This is a genomic window from Streptomyces malachitofuscus (genome assembly GCF_055571035.1).
Window position 1 is genome coordinate 264,499 of record NZ_JBVIGA010000004.1, and the last position, 16,169, is coordinate 280,667.

The 16,169-nt window shown below is 71.6% G+C and carries 17 protein-coding genes and 1 tRNA gene; 8 read left to right on the plus strand and 10 right to left on the minus strand.

Annotated elements, in window-relative coordinates:
- Positions 1-130: 130 nt before the first annotated feature.
- Positions 131-817, minus strand: coding sequence for a histidine phosphatase family protein (locus tag ACZ44S_RS07905; protein ID WP_466925676.1), 687 nt, complete (start codon positions 815-817; stop codon positions 131-133).
- 62 nt (positions 818-879) lie between these two features.
- Between ACZ44S_RS07905 and corA the strand changes: the two genes are divergently transcribed.
- Positions 880-1,875 (plus strand): magnesium/cobalt transporter CorA, encoded by a 996-nt coding sequence (gene corA, locus ACZ44S_RS07910; RefSeq protein ID WP_466925679.1) that lies wholly within the window; start codon positions 880-882, stop codon positions 1,873-1,875.
- 56 nt (positions 1,876-1,931) lie between these two features.
- On the opposite strand, the gene ACZ44S_RS07915 is transcribed toward corA, so the two are convergent.
- Positions 1,932-2,720 carry a ferritin-like domain-containing protein gene (locus ACZ44S_RS07915; protein ID WP_466925682.1) on the minus strand — a complete coding sequence of 263 codons (789 nt, stop codon included), beginning with the start codon at positions 2,718-2,720 and terminating at the stop codon, positions 1,932-1,934.
- Positions 2,721-2,956: 236 nt separating this feature from the next.
- Entirely contained in the window at positions 2,957-4,012 is a 1,056-nt protein-coding gene (locus tag ACZ44S_RS07920) for an LLM class F420-dependent oxidoreductase (RefSeq protein ID WP_466925685.1), read from the minus strand.
- 519 nt (positions 4,013-4,531) lie between these two features.
- Here ACZ44S_RS07920 and ACZ44S_RS07925 point away from each other — a divergent pair.
- Both ACZ44S_RS07925 and ACZ44S_RS07930 read left to right on the plus strand, forming a co-directional pair.
- The gene (locus ACZ44S_RS07925) at positions 4,532-5,518 is read left to right on the plus strand and encodes an aldo/keto reductase (protein WP_466925688.1); all 987 of its coding nucleotides are present in this window, start codon (positions 4,532-4,534) and stop codon (positions 5,516-5,518) included.
- Positions 5,503-7,518, plus strand: a complete 2,016-nt coding sequence (locus tag ACZ44S_RS07930) for a helix-hairpin-helix domain-containing protein (RefSeq protein WP_466925971.1) — start codon at positions 5,503-5,505, stop codon at positions 7,516-7,518. Before ACZ44S_RS07925 ends, ACZ44S_RS07930 begins: the two co-directional genes overlap by 16 nt.
- A 43-nt stretch (positions 7,519-7,561) precedes the next feature.
- On the opposite strand, the gene ACZ44S_RS07935 is transcribed toward ACZ44S_RS07930, so the two are convergent.
- A complete protein-coding gene (locus ACZ44S_RS07935) occupies positions 7,562-8,248 on the minus strand; it encodes a hypothetical protein (protein WP_466925691.1) in 687 nt (228 codons plus the stop codon).
- Between the two features lie 47 nt (positions 8,249-8,295).
- Here ACZ44S_RS07935 and ACZ44S_RS07940 point away from each other — a divergent pair, with 47 nt between their 5' ends.
- Positions 8,296-8,484 carry a DUF5703 family protein gene (locus tag ACZ44S_RS07940; RefSeq protein WP_004933366.1) on the plus strand — a complete coding sequence of 63 codons (189 nt, stop codon included), beginning with the start codon at positions 8,296-8,298 and terminating at the stop codon, positions 8,482-8,484.
- Positions 8,485-8,557: 73 nt separating this feature from the next.
- Here ACZ44S_RS07940 and ACZ44S_RS07945 read toward each other — a convergent pair whose 3' ends face one another.
- The 3 genes from ACZ44S_RS07945 to ACZ44S_RS07955 all read right to left on the minus strand — a co-directional run bounded on the left by ACZ44S_RS07945 (position 8,558) and on the right by ACZ44S_RS07955 (position 11,140).
- Positions 8,558-9,262, minus strand: coding sequence for a chaplin (locus tag ACZ44S_RS07945; protein WP_466925694.1), 705 nt, complete (start codon positions 9,260-9,262; stop codon positions 8,558-8,560).
- Between the two features lie 166 nt (positions 9,263-9,428).
- Positions 9,429-9,662 carry a chaplin ChpH gene (gene chpH, locus ACZ44S_RS07950; RefSeq protein WP_466925697.1) on the minus strand — a complete coding sequence of 78 codons (234 nt, stop codon included), beginning with the start codon at positions 9,660-9,662 and terminating at the stop codon, positions 9,429-9,431.
- Between the two features lie 152 nt (positions 9,663-9,814).
- Complete coding sequence (locus ACZ44S_RS07955; protein ID WP_466925700.1) at positions 9,815-11,140, minus strand: M20/M25/M40 family metallo-hydrolase; 1,326 nt, start codon at positions 11,138-11,140, stop codon at positions 9,815-9,817.
- Positions 11,141-11,341: 201 nt separating this feature from the next.
- Here ACZ44S_RS07955 and ACZ44S_RS07960 point away from each other — a divergent pair.
- A tRNA-Leu gene (locus ACZ44S_RS07960) sits at positions 11,342-11,426 on the plus strand.
- 63 nt (positions 11,427-11,489) lie between these two features.
- The gene (locus tag ACZ44S_RS07965; RefSeq protein ID WP_466925703.1) at positions 11,490-11,864 is read left to right on the plus strand and encodes a YchJ family protein; all 375 of its coding nucleotides are present in this window, start codon (positions 11,490-11,492) and stop codon (positions 11,862-11,864) included.
- Here ACZ44S_RS07965 and ACZ44S_RS07970 read toward each other — a convergent pair.
- On the minus strand, positions 11,861-12,562 hold the full coding sequence (locus tag ACZ44S_RS07970) for a FadR/GntR family transcriptional regulator (RefSeq protein ID WP_466925706.1): 702 nt from the start codon (positions 12,560-12,562) through the stop codon (positions 11,861-11,863). The genes ACZ44S_RS07965 and ACZ44S_RS07970 overlap by 4 nt on opposite strands.
- A gap of 137 nt (positions 12,563-12,699) precedes the next feature.
- Here ACZ44S_RS07970 and ACZ44S_RS07975 point away from each other — a divergent pair, with 137 nt between their 5' ends.
- Together ACZ44S_RS07975 and ACZ44S_RS07980 are read left to right on the plus strand one after the other, a co-directional pair.
- A complete protein-coding gene (locus ACZ44S_RS07975; RefSeq protein WP_466925709.1) occupies positions 12,700-13,218 on the plus strand; it encodes a gluconokinase in 519 nt (172 codons plus the stop codon).
- A 47-nt stretch (positions 13,219-13,265) separates the two neighbouring features.
- On the plus strand, positions 13,266-14,663 hold the full coding sequence (locus tag ACZ44S_RS07980; protein ID WP_466925711.1) for a GntT/GntP/DsdX family permease: 1,398 nt from the start codon (positions 13,266-13,268) through the stop codon (positions 14,661-14,663).
- Positions 14,664-14,736: 73 nt separating this feature from the next.
- On the opposite strand, the gene ACZ44S_RS07985 is transcribed toward ACZ44S_RS07980, so the two are convergent.
- On the minus strand, positions 14,737-15,360 hold the full coding sequence (locus ACZ44S_RS07985) for a cytochrome b/b6 domain-containing protein (protein WP_466925713.1): 624 nt from the start codon (positions 15,358-15,360) through the stop codon (positions 14,737-14,739).
- Positions 15,344-16,099: a molybdopterin-dependent oxidoreductase gene (locus ACZ44S_RS07990; RefSeq protein WP_466925716.1), complete on the minus strand. Its 756-nt coding sequence runs from the start codon at positions 16,097-16,099 to the stop codon at positions 15,344-15,346. Before ACZ44S_RS07990 ends, ACZ44S_RS07985 begins: the two co-directional genes overlap by 17 nt.
- Positions 16,100-16,169 lie beyond the last annotated feature (70 nt).

The window sequence follows — 16,169 nt, forward strand, 5'->3', positions numbered from 1 at the left end:
ATTGAGAGTCGTGGGAACGGGTGAGAGTCGTGGGAACGGGTGAAAGTCGTGGGAACGGGGCGGGCTGTTCACGGGCGGTACGAACGCAAAGCGCACTGCTGCGATCGCTTCACCCTACTGCGGCCGACGATCACGGTGCGCCCGCGTCGCCCCCGACCGTGGCGTCGTCGGCGGGCGGCTCCTCGCGCGGCGCCAGGGACGCGAAGTCACCGGTGTCCCCGAGCCGTACGAGAAACGGGCGCAGCCGTGTGTAACGGATCGCGGTGATGGAACACGGTTCAACGGAAATCCGCTGGAAGAGGTCCAGATGAAGTCCCAGTGCGTCCGCGACGAGAGACTTGATGATGTCGCCGTGCGAGCACATGAGATACACGGCGTCGGCACCGTGCTCGCGCTCCACGCGCGCGTTCCACTCGCGCACGGCCTCGGCGGCGCGCGTCTGCATCGCGCGCATGGACTCCCCGCCGGGGAAGGCCGCCGACGACGGGTGTGCCTGCACGATCTCCATGAGTGGCTCGTCGTTGAGCTCGGCGAGTTTGCGGCCCGTCCAGTCGCCGTAGTCGCACTCGGTGATGCGCTCGTCGGTGTGCGCGGTCACGCCGGGGCGGGCGTCCAGCAGCGGCCGGATCGTCTCCCGGCAGCGCTGGAGCGGGCTGGTGACGATCTCGGCAAGCGGCAGCTCGGCGAGCCGCCCGGGCAGTGCGGCGGCCTGCGCGGCCCCGCGATCGTCGAGGGAGACGCCGGGCGTCCGGCCGGCGAGCAGTCCCTCGGTGTTGGCGGTGGAACGTCCGTGCCGGACCAGGAGCAATGTGGGCATGCGGCCCAGGGTAGGCGTACGCGCGTGTCGGGTGTCCGCGACGAGGAAGGAGAAGACGTTTCGTGATCGTCGACTGTGCCATCTACCGGGAGGGGCATCGCTCGGAGGGGCCCCGTGACTTCTCCGACGCGCTGGACGAGGCGCGGTCGGCGGGGGGCTTCGTCTGGATCGGGCTGCACGAGCCGTCGGCGGACGAGTTCGAACTGGTCTCGCAGGAGTTCGCGTTGCATCCGCTCGCGGTGGAGGACGCTCTCAAGGCGCATCAGCGGCCCAAGCTCGAGGTGTACGACGACTCGCTGTTCGTGGTGCTGAAACCGGTGGTGTACGAGCCGCAGAGCGACACCGTCTCCTCCGGCGAGATCATGATCTTCCTCGGTGACTCGTTCGCGGTGACCGTGCGGCACGGGGAGGGTGCTCCGCTGGCAGCGGTGCGCAACCGCCTGGAGCGGGAGCCCGAGCTGCTGGGAGAAGGGCCCACGTCGGTGCTGTACGCGGTGTCCGACGCCGTCGTCGACCATTATCTGGAGGTGGCGACCGAGCTGCAGGCCGATCTGGAGGGGCTGGAGGCCGAGGTCTTCACACCGGAGGGGGGCGGGTCGCGGAACACCGCCTCCCGGATCTACGACTTCAAGCGGCAGATCCTCGAGTTCCGGCGGGCGACGGGGCCGTTGGCGCTGCCGATGACGCGGCTGGCCGGGGTGGGGACGTTCGGGGCGGGCGTGCCGTTCGTGGAGGACCGGGCGCGTCCGTTCTTCCGTGACGTGCACGATCACCTCACCCGGGTGAACGAGTCCGTGGAAGGGCTGGACCGGCTGGTCTCGGACATTCTGTCGGCGCATCTGGCGCAGATGAGCGTGCGGCAGAACGACGACATGCGGAAGATCTCCGCGTGGGCGGCGATGGCCGCGATCCCCACGATGATCGCGGGGATCTACGGGATGAACTTCGAGCACATGCCGGAGTTGCGGTGGGAGTGGTCGTATCCGGTGGTGATCGTGGTGATGGGTGGGCTGGAGGTGCTGTTGTACCGGCTGTTCAAGCGGCGGGGGTGGATGTAGGGGGCTGGTGGGGTGGTTTGGCCGGTGGGTGGTTTGGCCGGTGGGGTGGTTCGCTGTCAGGCCACTTCCGGTTCCGGGGTCGCGGGGCCGCCCAGTGCGTTGCGGCGGTCGGGCATTCTGAGGGAGACCATGCGGCGCCAGCCCGCCACGCGTTCGTACGCGTACACGGCGTGGATGCCCGCCGCCAGGATCGCCGCCTTGGGCTTGGGCCAGCCCAGGATGCGGCCCATGTGGGCCATCACCGCGAGGCTCACGTCCCGGTAGACGCGGATCTCCGCGAGCGCGCACTCGCGCAGGGTGCGCTGGATGGTCCTGCCGTGTCCGGCGTACGCGAAGCGCAGCAGCTCCTCGTGGCAGTAGGCCAGGTGGTTGTCCTCGTCGGCCGAGATCATCTTGACCGCGCGGCCCAGGTCCGGGTGGTCGGCGAAGTGCTTGCGGAGCAGTTCCATCTGCTCCGAGGCCCGCTGTTCGGTGACCCTGCTGTGCGCCAGGTAGGTGACGATGTCCTGGACGGTGAGCGGCTCGTCGCGTTTGAGCTGGTCGTGGGCCAGGCCGATGCCGTGTTTTTCCAGGAGCATCGTGTAGTCGGTGTCCGGGGGCACCGGGACGGGCTGCAGGCCGCGCTTCTTCATCAACGCGTTGAAGATGCGGCCGTGTTTGTCCTCGTCGGCGCCGTGCCTGGTGATCTTTGGGGCGAGTTCGCGCTGGGTTTCGGGGACCAGCGCGGCGATGCGGGCGTTCTCCCAGCCCCCTTGGGACTCGCCGCTCGCCGCGATGGAGCAGAACAGGGCGAACGACTCGTCGTTGTCGAGAATCTCCTGGAACAGGCTCTTCGCCGAAAGCATGATGGGCCACCTCTCCGCGGGCTTCGCGGTGCTGAACTGCTGCGGTTCCGCAAAGAACGAGTCAAATGCGAGAGGCCGGGTGCGGCAACATGCGCGTCGGACAACTCCGCCAAAAGGAGTACGTGCGCGGGTGCATCAGGGCGTGACCGTGGGGGCGGTGGGGCGTTGATGTGGGTGACGGCCGTGGCGGGGTGGACCCCCGAGCCCCCACCACGGCCGCGGTGACGTTTGCGCGGTCAGGCGAGGCCGGCCCGCTCCAGGGCCTCGGTGCCGGCGCGGAGCGACGCGAGACGCTCGTCGAGCGTGAAGCCGGCCGGAGCGAGGGTGAGGGTGGTGACTCCGGCGGCGGCGTAGGCCTTCATGCGGTCGGCGATGCGGTCGACGGAGCCGAGGAGAGTCGTCTTGTCGATCAGGTCGTGGGGGACGGCCGCCGCCGCGGCCTGCTTGTCGCCGGACAGGTACTTGTCCTGGATGTCGGCGGCCTCCTGCTCGTAGCCCATGCGCTGGGCGAGCTGGTTGTAGAAGTTCTGCTTGCGGCTGCCCATGCCGCCGACGTACAGCGCCGTGTAGGGGCGGAAGGTGTCGGCGAGGGTGGTGACGTCCTTGTCGTCGCCGACCGCCAGGGGGAGCGTGGGGCAGATGTCGAAGCCGTCGAGGGTCTTGCCGGCTTTCTCGCGGCCGGCGCGGATGTGCCGGACGGCGGTTTCCTCGAGGTGGTCGGCGGAGGGGAAGATCAGCAGGGCGCCGTCGGCGATCTCGCCGGTCTGTTCGAGGTTCTTCGGGCCGATCGCGGCGATGTAGAGGGGGATGTGCTCGCGCTGCGGGTGCACGGTGAGCTTGATGGGCTTGCCGGGGCCGCCGGGGAGGGGGAGGGTCCAGTGTTCGCCGTCGTGGGTGAGGCGTTCGCGGGTCATGGCCTTGCGGATGATCTCGACGTACTCGCGGGTACGGGCGAGGGGCTTGTCGAACTTGACGCCGTACCAGCCCTCGGAGACCTGGGGGCCGGAGACGCCGAGGCCGAGGCGGAAGCGGCCGCCGGAGAGGGAGTCGAGGGTGGCCGCGGTCATCGCGGTCATCGCGGGCTGGCGGGCGGGGATCTGGAAGATGGCGGAGCCGACGTCGATGCGCCGGGTCTGGGCGGCGACCCAGGTGAGCACCGTGGCGGCGTCGGAACCGTAGGCCTCTGCGGCCCAGCAGACCGCGTATCCGAGGCGGTCGGCTTCCTGGGCCACGGCGAGATTGTCCGCGTCCATTCCGGCGCCCCAGTAGCCGAGGTTGATCCCTAGCTGCATGGCCGTCTCCCCTTACCGATGAGTAACGTCGCTTGTGCGGAGACCTTATACCTCCGGTGGGTGGGGGGGATGCCTGCGGCGCAGGTGCGGGTGGGGTGGGGGCTTGGGTAGCGCCCACGGTGGGTGGGTGGGTGGTGCGGGGCCGGGGCGGGGGTGTCCGTCCTCGGACTGGCGCGATGGGGCTTGTTGGTGGGGGCGCGGGGTGCGGACGCGCCAGCCACTGCGGGCGGACACCCCCGCCCCGTCCCCTCCCCGCCGTCGGCGACATTCCCGCGCCCACGCGATCCGCGCTGCGCGTCGTACGCGGCTGCTGCCCGCCGCTTCCTCGCCGTCGCTTCCGCGGCCCGCTGCCGCGATCCGCGGGCATTCGTGCCGCAGGGCGGCACGGGTGGGCGCGACGGCACCTCGCGGGCGCCGGGCTGCGCAACCCACCCCCGGCCCACATCCACGCCGGGCACTTGGAAATCGGTTGTCCACAGGCCCTCACACCCGCGCCTCCGGCCAGTAATCTCGGCGTTCATGGAGCAGAGGCATCTCGGCCGTACCGGCCTGCGTGTGTCCCGGATCGGGCTCGGGACCCTGACCTGGGGTCGGGACACCGACGAGCACGACGCGGCGGACCTCCTGAAGACCTTCTGGGAGGCCGGCGGCACCCTCGTCGACACGGCCGACGTGTACGGCGACGGAGAGGCCGAGTATCTGCTCGGAAGGCTGATGGACGGGCTCGTTCCGCGCCGGGACCTCGTGATCTCGACCAAGGCCGGCAGCGTCCCCGACCCCGATCGCCGGTTCGACGGCTCGCGGGGGCATCTGCTCGCGGCACTGGACGCCTCGCTCTCCCGCCTCGGCACCGACTACGTCGACGTGTGGCACATCCACGCCTACGATCCCGCCACCCCGCTGGACGAGACGCTGCAGGCCCTCGACATCGCCGTCGGCAGCGGGCGCGTGCGCTATGCCGGTGTCTCCAACTTCTGCGGCTGGCAGCTGGCCAAGGCGGCGACCTGGCAGCTGGCCGTGCCGGGGACGCGGACCCGGCTGGCGAGTACGCAGATGGAGTACTCGCTGCTGCAGCGCGGTGTGGAGCGTGAAGTGCTGCCCGCCGCCCTCGATCTGGGGATAGGACTCCTGCCGACCTCACCGCTCGGACGGGGCGTGCTCAGCGGCAAGTACCGGGGCGACGCCGCCCCGCCCGACTCCCGCGGCGCCTCGGAGCACCTCGCGCCCTTCGTCGCGCCGTACCTCGACGACACGGCGAGCCGGATCGTGGACGCCGTGACGACGGCGGCGGACGGGCTCGCCGTGACCGCGCTGCAGGTGGCGCTCGCCTGGGTCCGGGACCGGCCCGGTGTGGCCGCTCCCATCGTCGGCGCGCGCAACGCCCAGCAGCTCACGGCGGCATTGTCAGTGGAGGCCCTTAGTCTTCCTGACGAGATCTGCCGGGCGCTGGACGATGTGTCGGCGCCCGTGCACCGCTATCCCGATCACGACTGGAGCACGCTGTGAGCACCGAGGACGCCGAGCCCGAGAGCCCCGACGCCGAGGGTGCGCACGTGTCCGAGGCCGAGGCCGAACTGGCCGCCCAGCGCCTCGAGCGGGAGCGGATCGAGCGGCGGAAGGCCGAGCGGCAGGGACCGGTCGAGGCCGGCGCCAAGCTGAGCGGCACGGCCGCCGATCTGCTGGCCGCCGTGCGCGCCGTGGAGAGCGGGGAGAAGCCGGCCGCCACCGTGTTCGACGAGGCCCGGCCCGCGCCGCGCCGGCCCGCTCCCGAGCCCGTGCGGCGGGCGCCGGCCGAGGCTCCGGGCGGTGTGCCCGCCGCCGGTGCCGTCGAGGCCGTACGGGCGGTGCTGGTCCAGGGGGGTGCTCCGGAGGGGCTCGCCCCGCAGGCCGCCGGCACGCTGGGCGAGGGGGCCGCCGAGGTGCTGCGTGCCGATCCCTGGCAGTTGCTGCGGGTCATCGGGGTGCGGCCCGAGCAGGCCGACGGGTTCGCCCGGGCGCTTCTCGGTGCCGAGGCCGGACCGGACGACGAGCGGCGGGGGCGCGCGGTCGCCGTGTGGCTGCTGGAGCAGGCGGCGTTGGCGGGGCACACCGTTCTCGAGATGGCCGCGCTGGCCGACGCGCTGGGCCGACAGGGGGTGCCGGAGCCCGAGGAGGCCGTCCAGAACGCCATTGCGGAGGGCGACGTTCTCGTCTTCCAGGACGGCCTCGGGGAGGACGAGGAACAGCCGGCTCGGATCCTGGTGGGGCTGGAGCGCTTCGCCATGGCGGAGGAGAGCCTCGCCGACGGTCTGGCCCGGCTGGTCAACTCCGTGCCCAAGCAGGAGGGCGAGGAGTGGGAGCATGCGGCGGCCGCCGCGGAGGGCTCCGCCGCCGAGCTGATCCGCGCGGCCGCGGGGCACGGGCTGGTGCTGCACACCGGCGGGGAGGCCTCGCTGGCCGAGCCCGCCGCCCTGCTCGACGCGGCGCACGGTCTGGGGCTGCGGGTCTGGGCCGCGGCCCACGGCCCGATGGGACGTGCGCGGTTCGCTGAGCTGGTCGAGGGTCCCGGTGTCGCCACGGTCGCCGGGCTGCTGTCCGGTGCCGAGGGCCCGGGGAGGGACGCCGACGGCGCGCTGGACGTCGATCTGCTGGTGGTGCTCGATGCCCCCCAGCTGGATGTCGAGGCCGCGGCGCTGGTGACGGAGTCGCTGCCGGACGGGGCGCGGCTGGTGCTGTCCGGTGATCCCGGGGTGCTGTGGTCGGTGGGGCCCGGGCGGGTGTTCGCGGACCTGCTGGCGGCGCGGATCTGTCCGCAGATCGCCTCGCGGCGGCCGGACCCCGGGCCGCTGGGCGAACTGGTCTCCGGGATCGGCGTCGGCGAGCTGAACCAGGTGGCGGCGCCCGGCAAGGAGGTCGTGATCGTGCCGGTGCGGGACGCGGGCGAGGCCGTGCACCGGACCGTGCAGCTGGTGGCGGACTCCGTGCCCCGCGCCATCGGGGTGCCGGCGGAGGAGACCCAGGTGATCACCCCCGGCCACGGGGGTGCGGTGGGTACGCGTGCGCTGAACGCGGCGCTGAAGGAGCAGCTCAATCCGGGGCCGGGGCGCTTCGGCGGATTCGATCCGGGTGACCGGGTCGCCTACTCCCCCGCCCCGGGGCACACGGTGCCGGGGAGCGTGGTGCGGGCCGACGGCGAGGGGCTGCACCTGGTGTGCGGGGGCGAGGAGGTCGTCGTACCGCGCGACCGGGTGGAGCAGACCGTACGGCACGGCTGGGCGCTGACCGCGCACCAGGCGGTGGGCTGTCGGTGGCCCGCGGTGGTCGTGGTGCTGCCCGGTGATGCCGCCCAGGCACTGAGCCGGCCCTGGGTGTACACGGCCTTCAGCCGGGCCGGCCGGCATCTGTCCGTGGTGCACGGGGTGGAGCAGGCGCTGCCGCGCGCCGTGGCGGAGGTGCCCGCCAAGCCGCGGACGACCCGGTTGCCGGTGCTGCTGGCGCCCCAGGTTCCGGCGGGCGCCGAAAGCTGAGGCGCGGCGGCACCCGCAGTGCCGCCGCGTGTCGTGCGGAGGGTCAGCGGTCCGCGTCGAGCGGTTCCAGGTCCTCGTCCTCGTCCAGCGTCGGAACGGTGTCGTCCTCCAGGTCGTCTTCGGTGTCGTCGTCGATGTCGTCGTCGAAGACCGCGCTGACGTCGAAGCGGCAGACCACGTGCTGCGGGTCCACCTCGTCGAACGGTGCCTCGAGCCACTCGCCGGGGTCCGGGGCTTCGTCCGTCGCCGTCACCCAGAGCGTGGAGTCGCCTTCCTCGAGGCCGAACTCCTTGTGCCGGGACGCGATCTCGTCCGGCTCGAACTCGCCGAACAGCAGCCCGAGCGCGCCGTGGACGGTCCCCGAAGCCTCCGAGCCCTCGTCGTCCGCCGCCTCGATCCGCTGGGCGTGCGCCAGCAGCCGCTGCGGTTCCGCGACGGCGTAGTCACGGCGGATCAGCACGCTGACCGTGTTCGGCTCCTCGGGGCCGGTGTACGGCAGCGTGTCCTCGGCACCGGGGATCTCGAAGGGGGTGACCTCGTCGTAGCGGTCGTAGAGCAGTTCGTCGTACGTCTCCGCGGCCGCGGCCAGCTGGTTGAACGCCTCGTAGACGGCCGGGTCGTCCTCCCCCGACCGGCGTTCGACCGCGGCCAGGTGGCGGTCGAGCGCGGTCTTGACCGCCTCGGCGGCGGCGCGTACCTCGGCAGCGGTGGGCTGCGCAGCATCAGACATAGTGCAGACGCTATCCGTACCGGGGCCGCGCCCGCACAATAGATGCGATGCCGGAATACGAATTTGTCGACGTGTACGTGCCGCGCGGGGTCTCCCGCAAGGAGACGGCACGCCTGCTGACGGACCATGCCGAGTACGGTCACTGGGAGCTGTACCGCCTGACGCTGATGCGTGACGGCAGCCGCAGGGTGCGGTTGCGGCGGCGGATCATCCGCCAGGTGCGCGCCACCTGGTGAGGTGCGGACACCCGACCGGAATCAGACACGGAGCGGGCCCCGCGGTCGCGGGGCCCGCTCCGTGTGCCCGGTGTCAGGCGGCGCTGCGGGCCTTGCGGTAGAGGACCGCTCCTGCGAGCAGCGCGCCCGCGCCGGCCGGCAGGGCGAGGCCCATGGGCAGCTCGCTGCCGGTCCGGGCCAGCTCCGCGTCGGCCTGGGGCTGGGTGGCGGTGTGGGTGTCCGGCTGGTTGCCGCGCGGGGTGTCGTCGCCCGGGGTGGCCGGGGTGCTCGGCTCGTCGCCGGGGTTGTCCGGCTGCTCGGGGCTGCCCGGGTCGCCGGGCTGTTCCGGCGTCTCCTGGCCGGGGTTGCCGTTCGCGCAGTCGTTGCCCTCGGTGGCGTTCCCGGCCGCGAGGACGTTCACGCTGTTGCCGCAGACGTTCACCGGGACGTGGACCGGGGCCTGGACCTGGTTGCCGGAGCCCACGCCGGGCGAGTCGCCGGTGTTGCCGTCGGCCTGTGCGCCGCCGGTTCCGTCGTGTCCGTCGGACGGGGCACCGCCCTCGTCGGCGCAGGAGTTACCCACGGACGGGTTGAGGAGACCGGCGACGTTGACCGTGTTGCCGCAGACGTTGACCGGCGCGTGCACCGGCGCCTGCACCGTGTTCCCGGAGAGCACGCCGGGCGAGCCGGCCGCGGCGCCCGCCGCTCCGGAGTCGGCGTGGGCGGCCCCGCCCGCGGCGGCGAGCACACCCGTGGCGGCCGCCATGGTCATCAGGCCCTTGCGGGTGACCTGTCGCATTGCTGAATTCCCTGCCTTCACCTGGTGCCGGGAATCGGCGTTCCACTTGAATTCCCGGTGTTCCGACGTATTCAGATACCGGTCGGCCCCGGAGCGCATGGCGCGCGCTCCGGGGCCGAGCGGCTCGAGCCCTCAGCGGGCGTGCCCTAGAGGGCGAGGCACAACGTCACGCGTTGACGCAGGTGTTGCCGAAGGCCGGGTTCAGCAGCCCGATCACGGAGACCGTGTTGCCGCAGACGTTCACGGGAACGTGAATCGGCGCCTGGATGACGTTGCCGGAAAGGACACCCGGGGAGTGCACGGCGGCACCCTGGGCGCCCGAGTCGGCGGCGGCCATGCCCGCGCCCGCGAGAACCAGACCACCAGTGGCGGCCGCGACAGCGACGACCTTCTTGAGCATTATTCCTCCTTGTTGGCAAAGCGATCCAAAGTCGCGGATCACATCACGGGTAACGAGGAGGAAGTAATGAGGCTACGAGCTTATGGTCGCATTCACCCTTCCCAGTCAACCCCGTACGCCTGCACGAATACCGGGTTCATCGGGTCGCCGTCTCAGGAGGCGTCCAGGAAACGGTCGAGCACCCGCACGCCGAACTTCAGACCGTCCACCGGGACCCGCTCGTCGACCCCGTGGAACATGCCCGCGAAGTCCAGCTCCGGGGGCAGCCGCAGCGGCGCGAAGCCGAAGCAGCGGATGCCGAGGTCGTCGAAGGACTTGGCGTCGGTGCCGCCGGAGAGCATGTACGGCACGGCCCGGGCGATCGGGTCCTCGGCGCGCAGGGCGGTCTGCATGGCGTCGACGAGCCTGCCGTCGAAGTCGGTCTCCAGGGCCTTGTCGGAGTGCACGTCCTCGCGCCGCACGCGCGGACCGAGGATGCGGTCGAGGTCGGCGAGGAACTCCTCCTCGTAGCCGGGCAGGAACCGGCCGTCGACGTGCGCGGTGGCCTGGCCCGGGATGACGTTGACCTTGTAGCCGGCGCCGAGCTGGGTGGGCGCGGCGGAGTTGCGCAGGGTGGTGCCGATCATGCGGGCGATGCCGCCGAGCTTGGCGAGCGTCTCGTCCATGTTCTCCGGATCGAGCTCGGTGCCGAGCGCGTCGGAGAGTTCGTCCAGGAAGGCGCGCACGGTCTTGGTGACCCTGACCGGCCACTTGTGCCGGCCGAGGCGGGCGACGGCCTCGCACAGCTCGGTGATGGCGTTGTCGTCGTTGGTCATCGAACCGTGGCCGGCGGTGCCGTCGACGGTGAGCCGCATCCAGTGCATGCCCTTCTCGGCGGTCTCGACGAGGTAGAGGCGCAGCTTCTCGTTGACGGTGAAGGAGAAGCCGCCGACCTCGCCGATCGCCTCGGTGACGCCCTCGAACAGCTCGGGGTGCCGGCGCACCAGATGCTTGGCGCCGTACGTGCCGCCTGCCTCCTCGTCCGCGAGGAAGGCGAGGACGATGTCGCGCGGGGGCTTGCGTCCGCTGCGCAGGCGGTCGCGGACGACCGCGAGGGTCATCGCGTCCATGTCCTTCATGTCGACCGCCCCGCGGCCCCACACGCATCCGTCGGCGATCTCACCGGAGAACGGGTGGTGGGTCCAGTCGTCCGCGTTGGCCGGTACGACGTCGGTGTGCCCGTGGATGAGCAGGGCGGGCCGGGACGGGTCCTCGCCCTCGATCCGGGCCACCGTGGAGGCGCGTCCCGGATGGGACTCGAAGATCTGCGGTTCGAGACCCACCTCGGCGAGCTTCTCGGCGACGTACTCGGCCGCCTTGCGCTCGCCGGGGCCCGAGTGGTCGCCGTAGTTGCTGGTGTCGATCCGGATCAGCTCGCGGCAGAGGTCCACGACCTCGTCCTCACCGGTGACGCCCCTGGCCGTGTCCGTCTGGCTCACGTGCTTCCTCCCGCTGCTGGTGTTCCCGCTGGTGGCTCGCCCTCATCCTCCCTCCCCCGCGGACGGGCCCCAAGACCCGGTCCGGCCGGTCCTGCACCGTTCGGCCGACGGCGCCGCCGGGCGGGGTTGATCGGCCACCCCTGAACACCTGGTAATGTTTACGTCGTCGCCGCGGGGGGAAACCCGCGCGACAGACACCTTGTCCGGGTGGCGGAATGGCAGACGCGCTAGCTTGAGGTGCTAGTGCCCTTTATCGGGCGTGGGGGTTCAAGTCCCCCCTCGGACACATGGAGCGTGAGGGCCGTGACCGCGAGGTCGCGGCCCTCACGGCGTTGTCGCGGAGGTGACCATGACCGCTCGTTCCTGCCCTTGCGGGCTGCCCGAGGCGTACGAGGCCTGCTGCGGGCGTTTCCACGCGGGTGCCGCCGCCGCTCCCACCGCCGAGCGGCTGATGCGGTCGCGGTACTGCGCGTTCGTGCGGCGGGACGGAGCGTATCTGCTGCGGACCTGGCATCCGGGGACGCGGCCGGAGCGCATCGACTTCGATCCCGGCATGCGGTGGACCGGGCTGGAGATCCTGGACAGCGAGGGCGGGTCCGCCTTCCACTCCACCGGGACGGTGACCTTCCGCGCCTCCTACCGGGGCGGTTCGCTGCACGAGCGCAGCCGCTTCGAACGGGTCGACGGGGCGTGGGTGTACGTCGACGGTGAGTTTCTGAACTAGGGCGCCAGGATGTCCAGTTCCTGGAGGGCGCCCTCGGTGATCTCGCGGGTGAGGTGTTCCGCGCGGGCGGCGTCGCGTTCGCGGACCGCCTCGGCGAGCTGGACGTGCAGGGTGACGGCGGCCGGGTCGGGGTCCTCGAACATCACGTCGTGGTGGGTGCGGCCGGCCAGGACCTCGGCGACGACGTCGCCGAGGCGGGCGAACATCTCGTTGCCGGAGGCGTTCAGGATGACCCGGTGGAAGGCCACGTCGTGGAAGAGGTAGCCCTCCAGCTTGTGGCCGCGTGAGTGGGCGACCATGCCGAGGGCGCACTCGGTGAGCTCGGCGCACTGCTCGGCCGTGGCGTTGCGGGCGGCCAGGCCCGCCGCGACCGGTTCGATCGCCGAGCGCAGCACGGTGAGCGAGCGCAGTTGCCGCGGACGGTCCGCGCCGGCCAGGCGCCAGCGGATGACCTGGGGGTCGTAGACGTTCCACTCGCTGGTCGGCCGGACCGTCACGCCGACGCGGCGCCGGGACTCGACCAGGTGCATGGACTCCAGGACGCGGACCACTTCGCGCATCACGGAACGCGACACGTCGAAACGCTGTGCGAGTTCGTCGGTGCGCAGGACGCTGCCGGGCGGGTAGTCGCCGGCGGTGATCTCGGGGCCGAGGGTGTCCAGAACGCGGCCGTGCAGCCCCCGGCCCGTGGTGCTCATGCACTCAGAGTACGGGGCGGATCACCCACATAAAAAGTCAGACTTATACGTCACAGACTCTTGAAGTTGTCCTATGAATAAGCTTCAGTTGCCGTCGACATCACGCGTCGACGAAGACAGCAGACAGTGAGGCAGCGATGAACACCACCGAAGTCGTCGTGATCATGGGCGTCGCGGGCACCGGCAAGACCACCGTCGGTCCCCTGCTCGCGGCCCGGTTCGACGTTCCGTACGCCGAGGGCGACGACTTCCACCCGCAGGCCAACATCGACAAGATGACGGCCGGGACCCCGCTCACCGACGACGACCGCAGGCCCTGGCTGGACGCCATCGGCGCGTGGGCGCAGAAGCGGGCGGGGCAGGGCGGGGTGGTCAGCTGCTCGGCGCTGAAGCGGTCGTACCGCGACCGGCTGCGGGCCGCCGCGCCCGGCGTGGTCTTCGTACACCTCACGGGTGACCGCGCGCTCATCGAGGACCGGATGTCGCACCGGCAGGGGCACTTCATGCCCACGGCACTGCTCGACTCCCAGTTCGCCACGCTCCAGCCGCTGGAGCCGGACGAGGCCGGGGTCGCCGTGGACGTGACGGGCAGTCCCGAGGAGATCGCCGAACGGGCGGCCGCCGCCCTGGACGCCCTCCCCGAGCCCACCCCGTAGGTCCCGGCCGGACCCTCCCCGACCCTCGCACACACTAGGGAACCACCGTGACCAGACTCAGCGTCGAGATGCTGGCAGCGGACGCACCCGAGCCGATCACCTCGGCCGGCCACGCTCAGCTGGGCATCGCCGTCCTGGCGGGCATCGCCGTCATCGTCCTGCTCATCACCAAGTTCAAGCTGCATGCCTTCCTGTCGCTGACCATCGGGTCGCTGGCGCTCGGCGCGTTCGCCGGGGCGCCGCTGGACAAGGTGATCGCCAGCTTCAGTGCCGGACTCGGCTCCACCGTCGCCGGAGTGGGCGTCCTGATCGCCCTCGGCGCGATCCTCGGCAAGATGCTCGCCGACTCCGGCGGCGCCGATCAGATCGTCGACACCATCCTCGAGAGGGCGAACGGCCGCACCATGCCGTGGGCGATGGTGCTGATCGCCTCGGTGATCGGCCTGCCGCTGTTCTTCGAGGTCGGCGTGGTGCTGCTGATCCCCGTGGTGCTGATGGTCGCCAAGCGCGGCAACTACTCCCTGATGCGCATAGGAATCCCGGCGCTCGCCGGTCTGTCCGTGATGCACGGACTGGTGCCGCCGCACCCCGGTCCGCTGGTCGCGATCGACGCCGTCGGCGCCAACCTCGGTGTGACGCTGGCCCTGGGCGTGCTCGTCGCCATACCGACGGTGGTCATCGCGGGTCCGCTGTTCTCCAAGTACGCCGCCCGCTGGGTGGACGTCCCGGCCCCGGAGCGGATGATCCCGCAGCGGCCCTCCGAGGACCTGGAGAAGCGCCCCGGCTTCGGCCCGACGCTGGCCACGATCCTGCTGCCGGTCGTGCTGATGCTGGCCAAGGCGCTGGTCGACATCGTCATCGACGACCCCGAGAACTCCGTGCAGCGTGTCTTCGACGTGATCGGTTCCCCGCTGATCGCGCTGCTCGCGGCCGTGCTGGTCGGCATCTTCACCCTGGGTGTGCCCGCCGGGTTCAGCCGGGAGCGCATCTCGTCCCTGGTCGAGAAGGGGCTCGCGCCCATCGCGGGCATCCTGCTGATCGTCGGCGCGGGCGGCGGTTTCAAGCAGACGCTCATCGACACCGGCGTGGGCCGGATGATCCTGGACATCTCCGAGGACTGGTCGATCCCGGCGCTGCTGCTGGCCTGGCTGATCGCGGTGGCGATCCGGCTGGCGACCGGGTCGGCGACCGTGGCGACCGTCTCCGCGGCCGGTCTGGTGGCGCCGCTCGCCGCCGACATGTCGACCACCCACGCCGCCCTGCTGGTGCTCGCGATCGGTGCCGGTTCGCTGTTCTTCAGCCATGTCAACGACGCCGGCTTCTGGCTGGTGAAGGAGTACTTCGGGCTGAACGTCGGTCAGACGATCAAGACGTGGTCGATCATGGAGACCATCATCTCGGTGGTGGCCGGCGGTTTCGTGCTGCTGCTGTCACTGATCATCTAGCCGGTCGTCCGGACCGGCGCACGGCACCCGGGCCCGCCCGCTCCCCGTCGGGGGGCGGGCGGGCGCGATGTGTTCAGGGCCGCCACAGCGGGTGCTCGCGCTCGGCCCATTCCCGGCCGACCGAGCCCGTGCGCAGGCCGCGGCGGGCCTCGGGGTCCGCGAGAGCCATGCCGACGTGGCCGGCGAGGACGATGCCGATGGTCAGGGCCAGCCAGTCGTGGACGAAGGTCGCGCTGGTGCGCCAGACCAGCGGGGTGAGGTGGGTGAACCACATCAGCAGGCCGGTGCCCAGCATCACCAGGGTGGCGCCCGCGATCCAGGCCGCGTAGAGCTTCTGGCCGGCGTTGAACTTCCCGGCCGGCCGGGACGCGGGACGCCTGTCGCGGCGCAGGGCGGCCCGCAGCCAGGTGCGGTCGTGCGGCCCGAAGCGGTTCAGCCGGCCGAGGTCGGCGCGCAGGGCCCGGGACAGGAGACCGACGAGGACCGGGAGCGGCAGGGCGAGTCCGGACCACTCGTGGAGGGTGACCACGAGGGCGCGGCGGCCCACGAGCTGGGCGAGCTGGGGGACGTAGAGGCAGGCGGCCGTGGCGACGCAGACGCCCATCAGCGCGGCCGTGGTGCGGTGCACCCACCGCTGGGCGGGGCCGAAGCGCCGTACGGCCGTGGTGGCGGGCGGGGCGTCAACTCGTGGGGTCATCGTCGCGTCCGTTCGACCGGCCGACCCAGGCGTCGACGTCGTAACCGCGCTCCTCCCAGTAGCCGGGTTCCACGTCGTCGGTGACGGTGATGCCGGAGAGCCACTTGGCGGACTTGTAGAAGTACATCGGGGCCACGTAGAGGCGGGCCGGGCCGCCGTGGGCGTGGCCGAGGTCCTCGTCCTGCATGCGCAGGGCGACGAGGACGTCCGCGCGGCGGGCCTGGTCGAGGGTGAGGCTCTCGGAGTACGCGCCGTCGAAGCAGGTGAAGCGCACGGCCCCGGCCGCCGGGCGCACTCCCGCGGCGTCCAGGAGCCGGGACAGGCGCACCCCCTCGAAGGGCGTGCGCGGCACCCGCCAGCCGGTGACGCACTGGACGTCCCGGACCATACGGGTCTGCGGCAGGGACTTCAGCTCGGCCAGGGTGTAGGTGGCGGGGCGGTCGACGAGGCCGTCGACGGTGAGGCGGTAGGTGTCGGCGTTCTTCCGCGGGACGGACGAGGTGACCGAGTAGTAGCGGAAGCCGCCGCCGTTGGGGAGCAGTCCGGTCAGGCCGGTGGGGTCCTTGCCGGAGGCTCCGGCGAGGAAGGACTCCAGGCCGCGCTGGAGGGTGGGCGCGGTGACCACGCCGAGGGCGCCCAGGCCGAGGGTGCCGAGGAGGACCCGGCGGCCGACGGGCTTGCCCCGCGCGTCCGTTCCGTCCGGCGCTTCGGCTTCTTCCGGCGGCTGTTCGGAGTTCACCTCTCCATTCGAGCACCCGCGCCCCGGTCGGGCCAGGGGCCGCGGGTGCCCGTCAGACTTCCGTAAGCAC

Bases quoted from the DNA above. Each gene is read 5' to 3' on its own strand.
- ACZ44S_RS07905 (WP_466925676.1), bottom strand. From the start codon at position 817: ATGCCCACATTGCTCCTGGTCCGGCACGGACGTTCCACCGCCAACACC.
- ACZ44S_RS07915 (WP_466925682.1), bottom strand. From the start codon at position 2,720: ATGCTTTCGGCGAAGAGCCTGTTCCAGGAGATTCTCGACAACGACGAG.
- ACZ44S_RS07920 (WP_466925685.1), bottom strand. From the start codon at position 4,012: ATGCAGCTAGGGATCAACCTCGGCTACTGGGGCGCCGGAATGGACGCG.
- ACZ44S_RS07925 (WP_466925688.1), top strand. From the start codon at position 4,532: ATGGAGCAGAGGCATCTCGGCCGTACCGGCCTGCGTGTGTCCCGGATC.
- ACZ44S_RS07935 (WP_466925691.1), bottom strand. From the start codon at position 8,248: ATGTCTGATGCTGCGCAGCCCACCGCTGCCGAGGTACGCGCCGCCGCC.
- ACZ44S_RS07940 (WP_004933366.1), top strand. From the start codon at position 8,296: ATGCCGGAATACGAATTTGTCGACGTGTACGTGCCGCGCGGGGTCTCC.
- ACZ44S_RS07945 (WP_466925694.1), bottom strand. From the start codon at position 9,262: ATGCGACAGGTCACCCGCAAGGGCCTGATGACCATGGCGGCCGCCACG.
- chpH (WP_466925697.1), bottom strand. From the start codon at position 9,662: ATGCTCAAGAAGGTCGTCGCTGTCGCGGCCGCCACTGGTGGTCTGGTT.
- ACZ44S_RS07965 (WP_466925703.1), top strand. From the start codon at position 11,490: ATGACCGCTCGTTCCTGCCCTTGCGGGCTGCCCGAGGCGTACGAGGCC.
- ACZ44S_RS07970 (WP_466925706.1), bottom strand. From the start codon at position 12,562: ATGAGCACCACGGGCCGGGGGCTGCACGGCCGCGTTCTGGACACCCTC.
- ACZ44S_RS07975 (WP_466925709.1), top strand. From the start codon at position 12,700: ATGAACACCACCGAAGTCGTCGTGATCATGGGCGTCGCGGGCACCGGC.
- ACZ44S_RS07985 (WP_466925713.1), bottom strand. From the start codon at position 15,360: ATGACCCCACGAGTTGACGCCCCGCCCGCCACCACGGCCGTACGGCGC.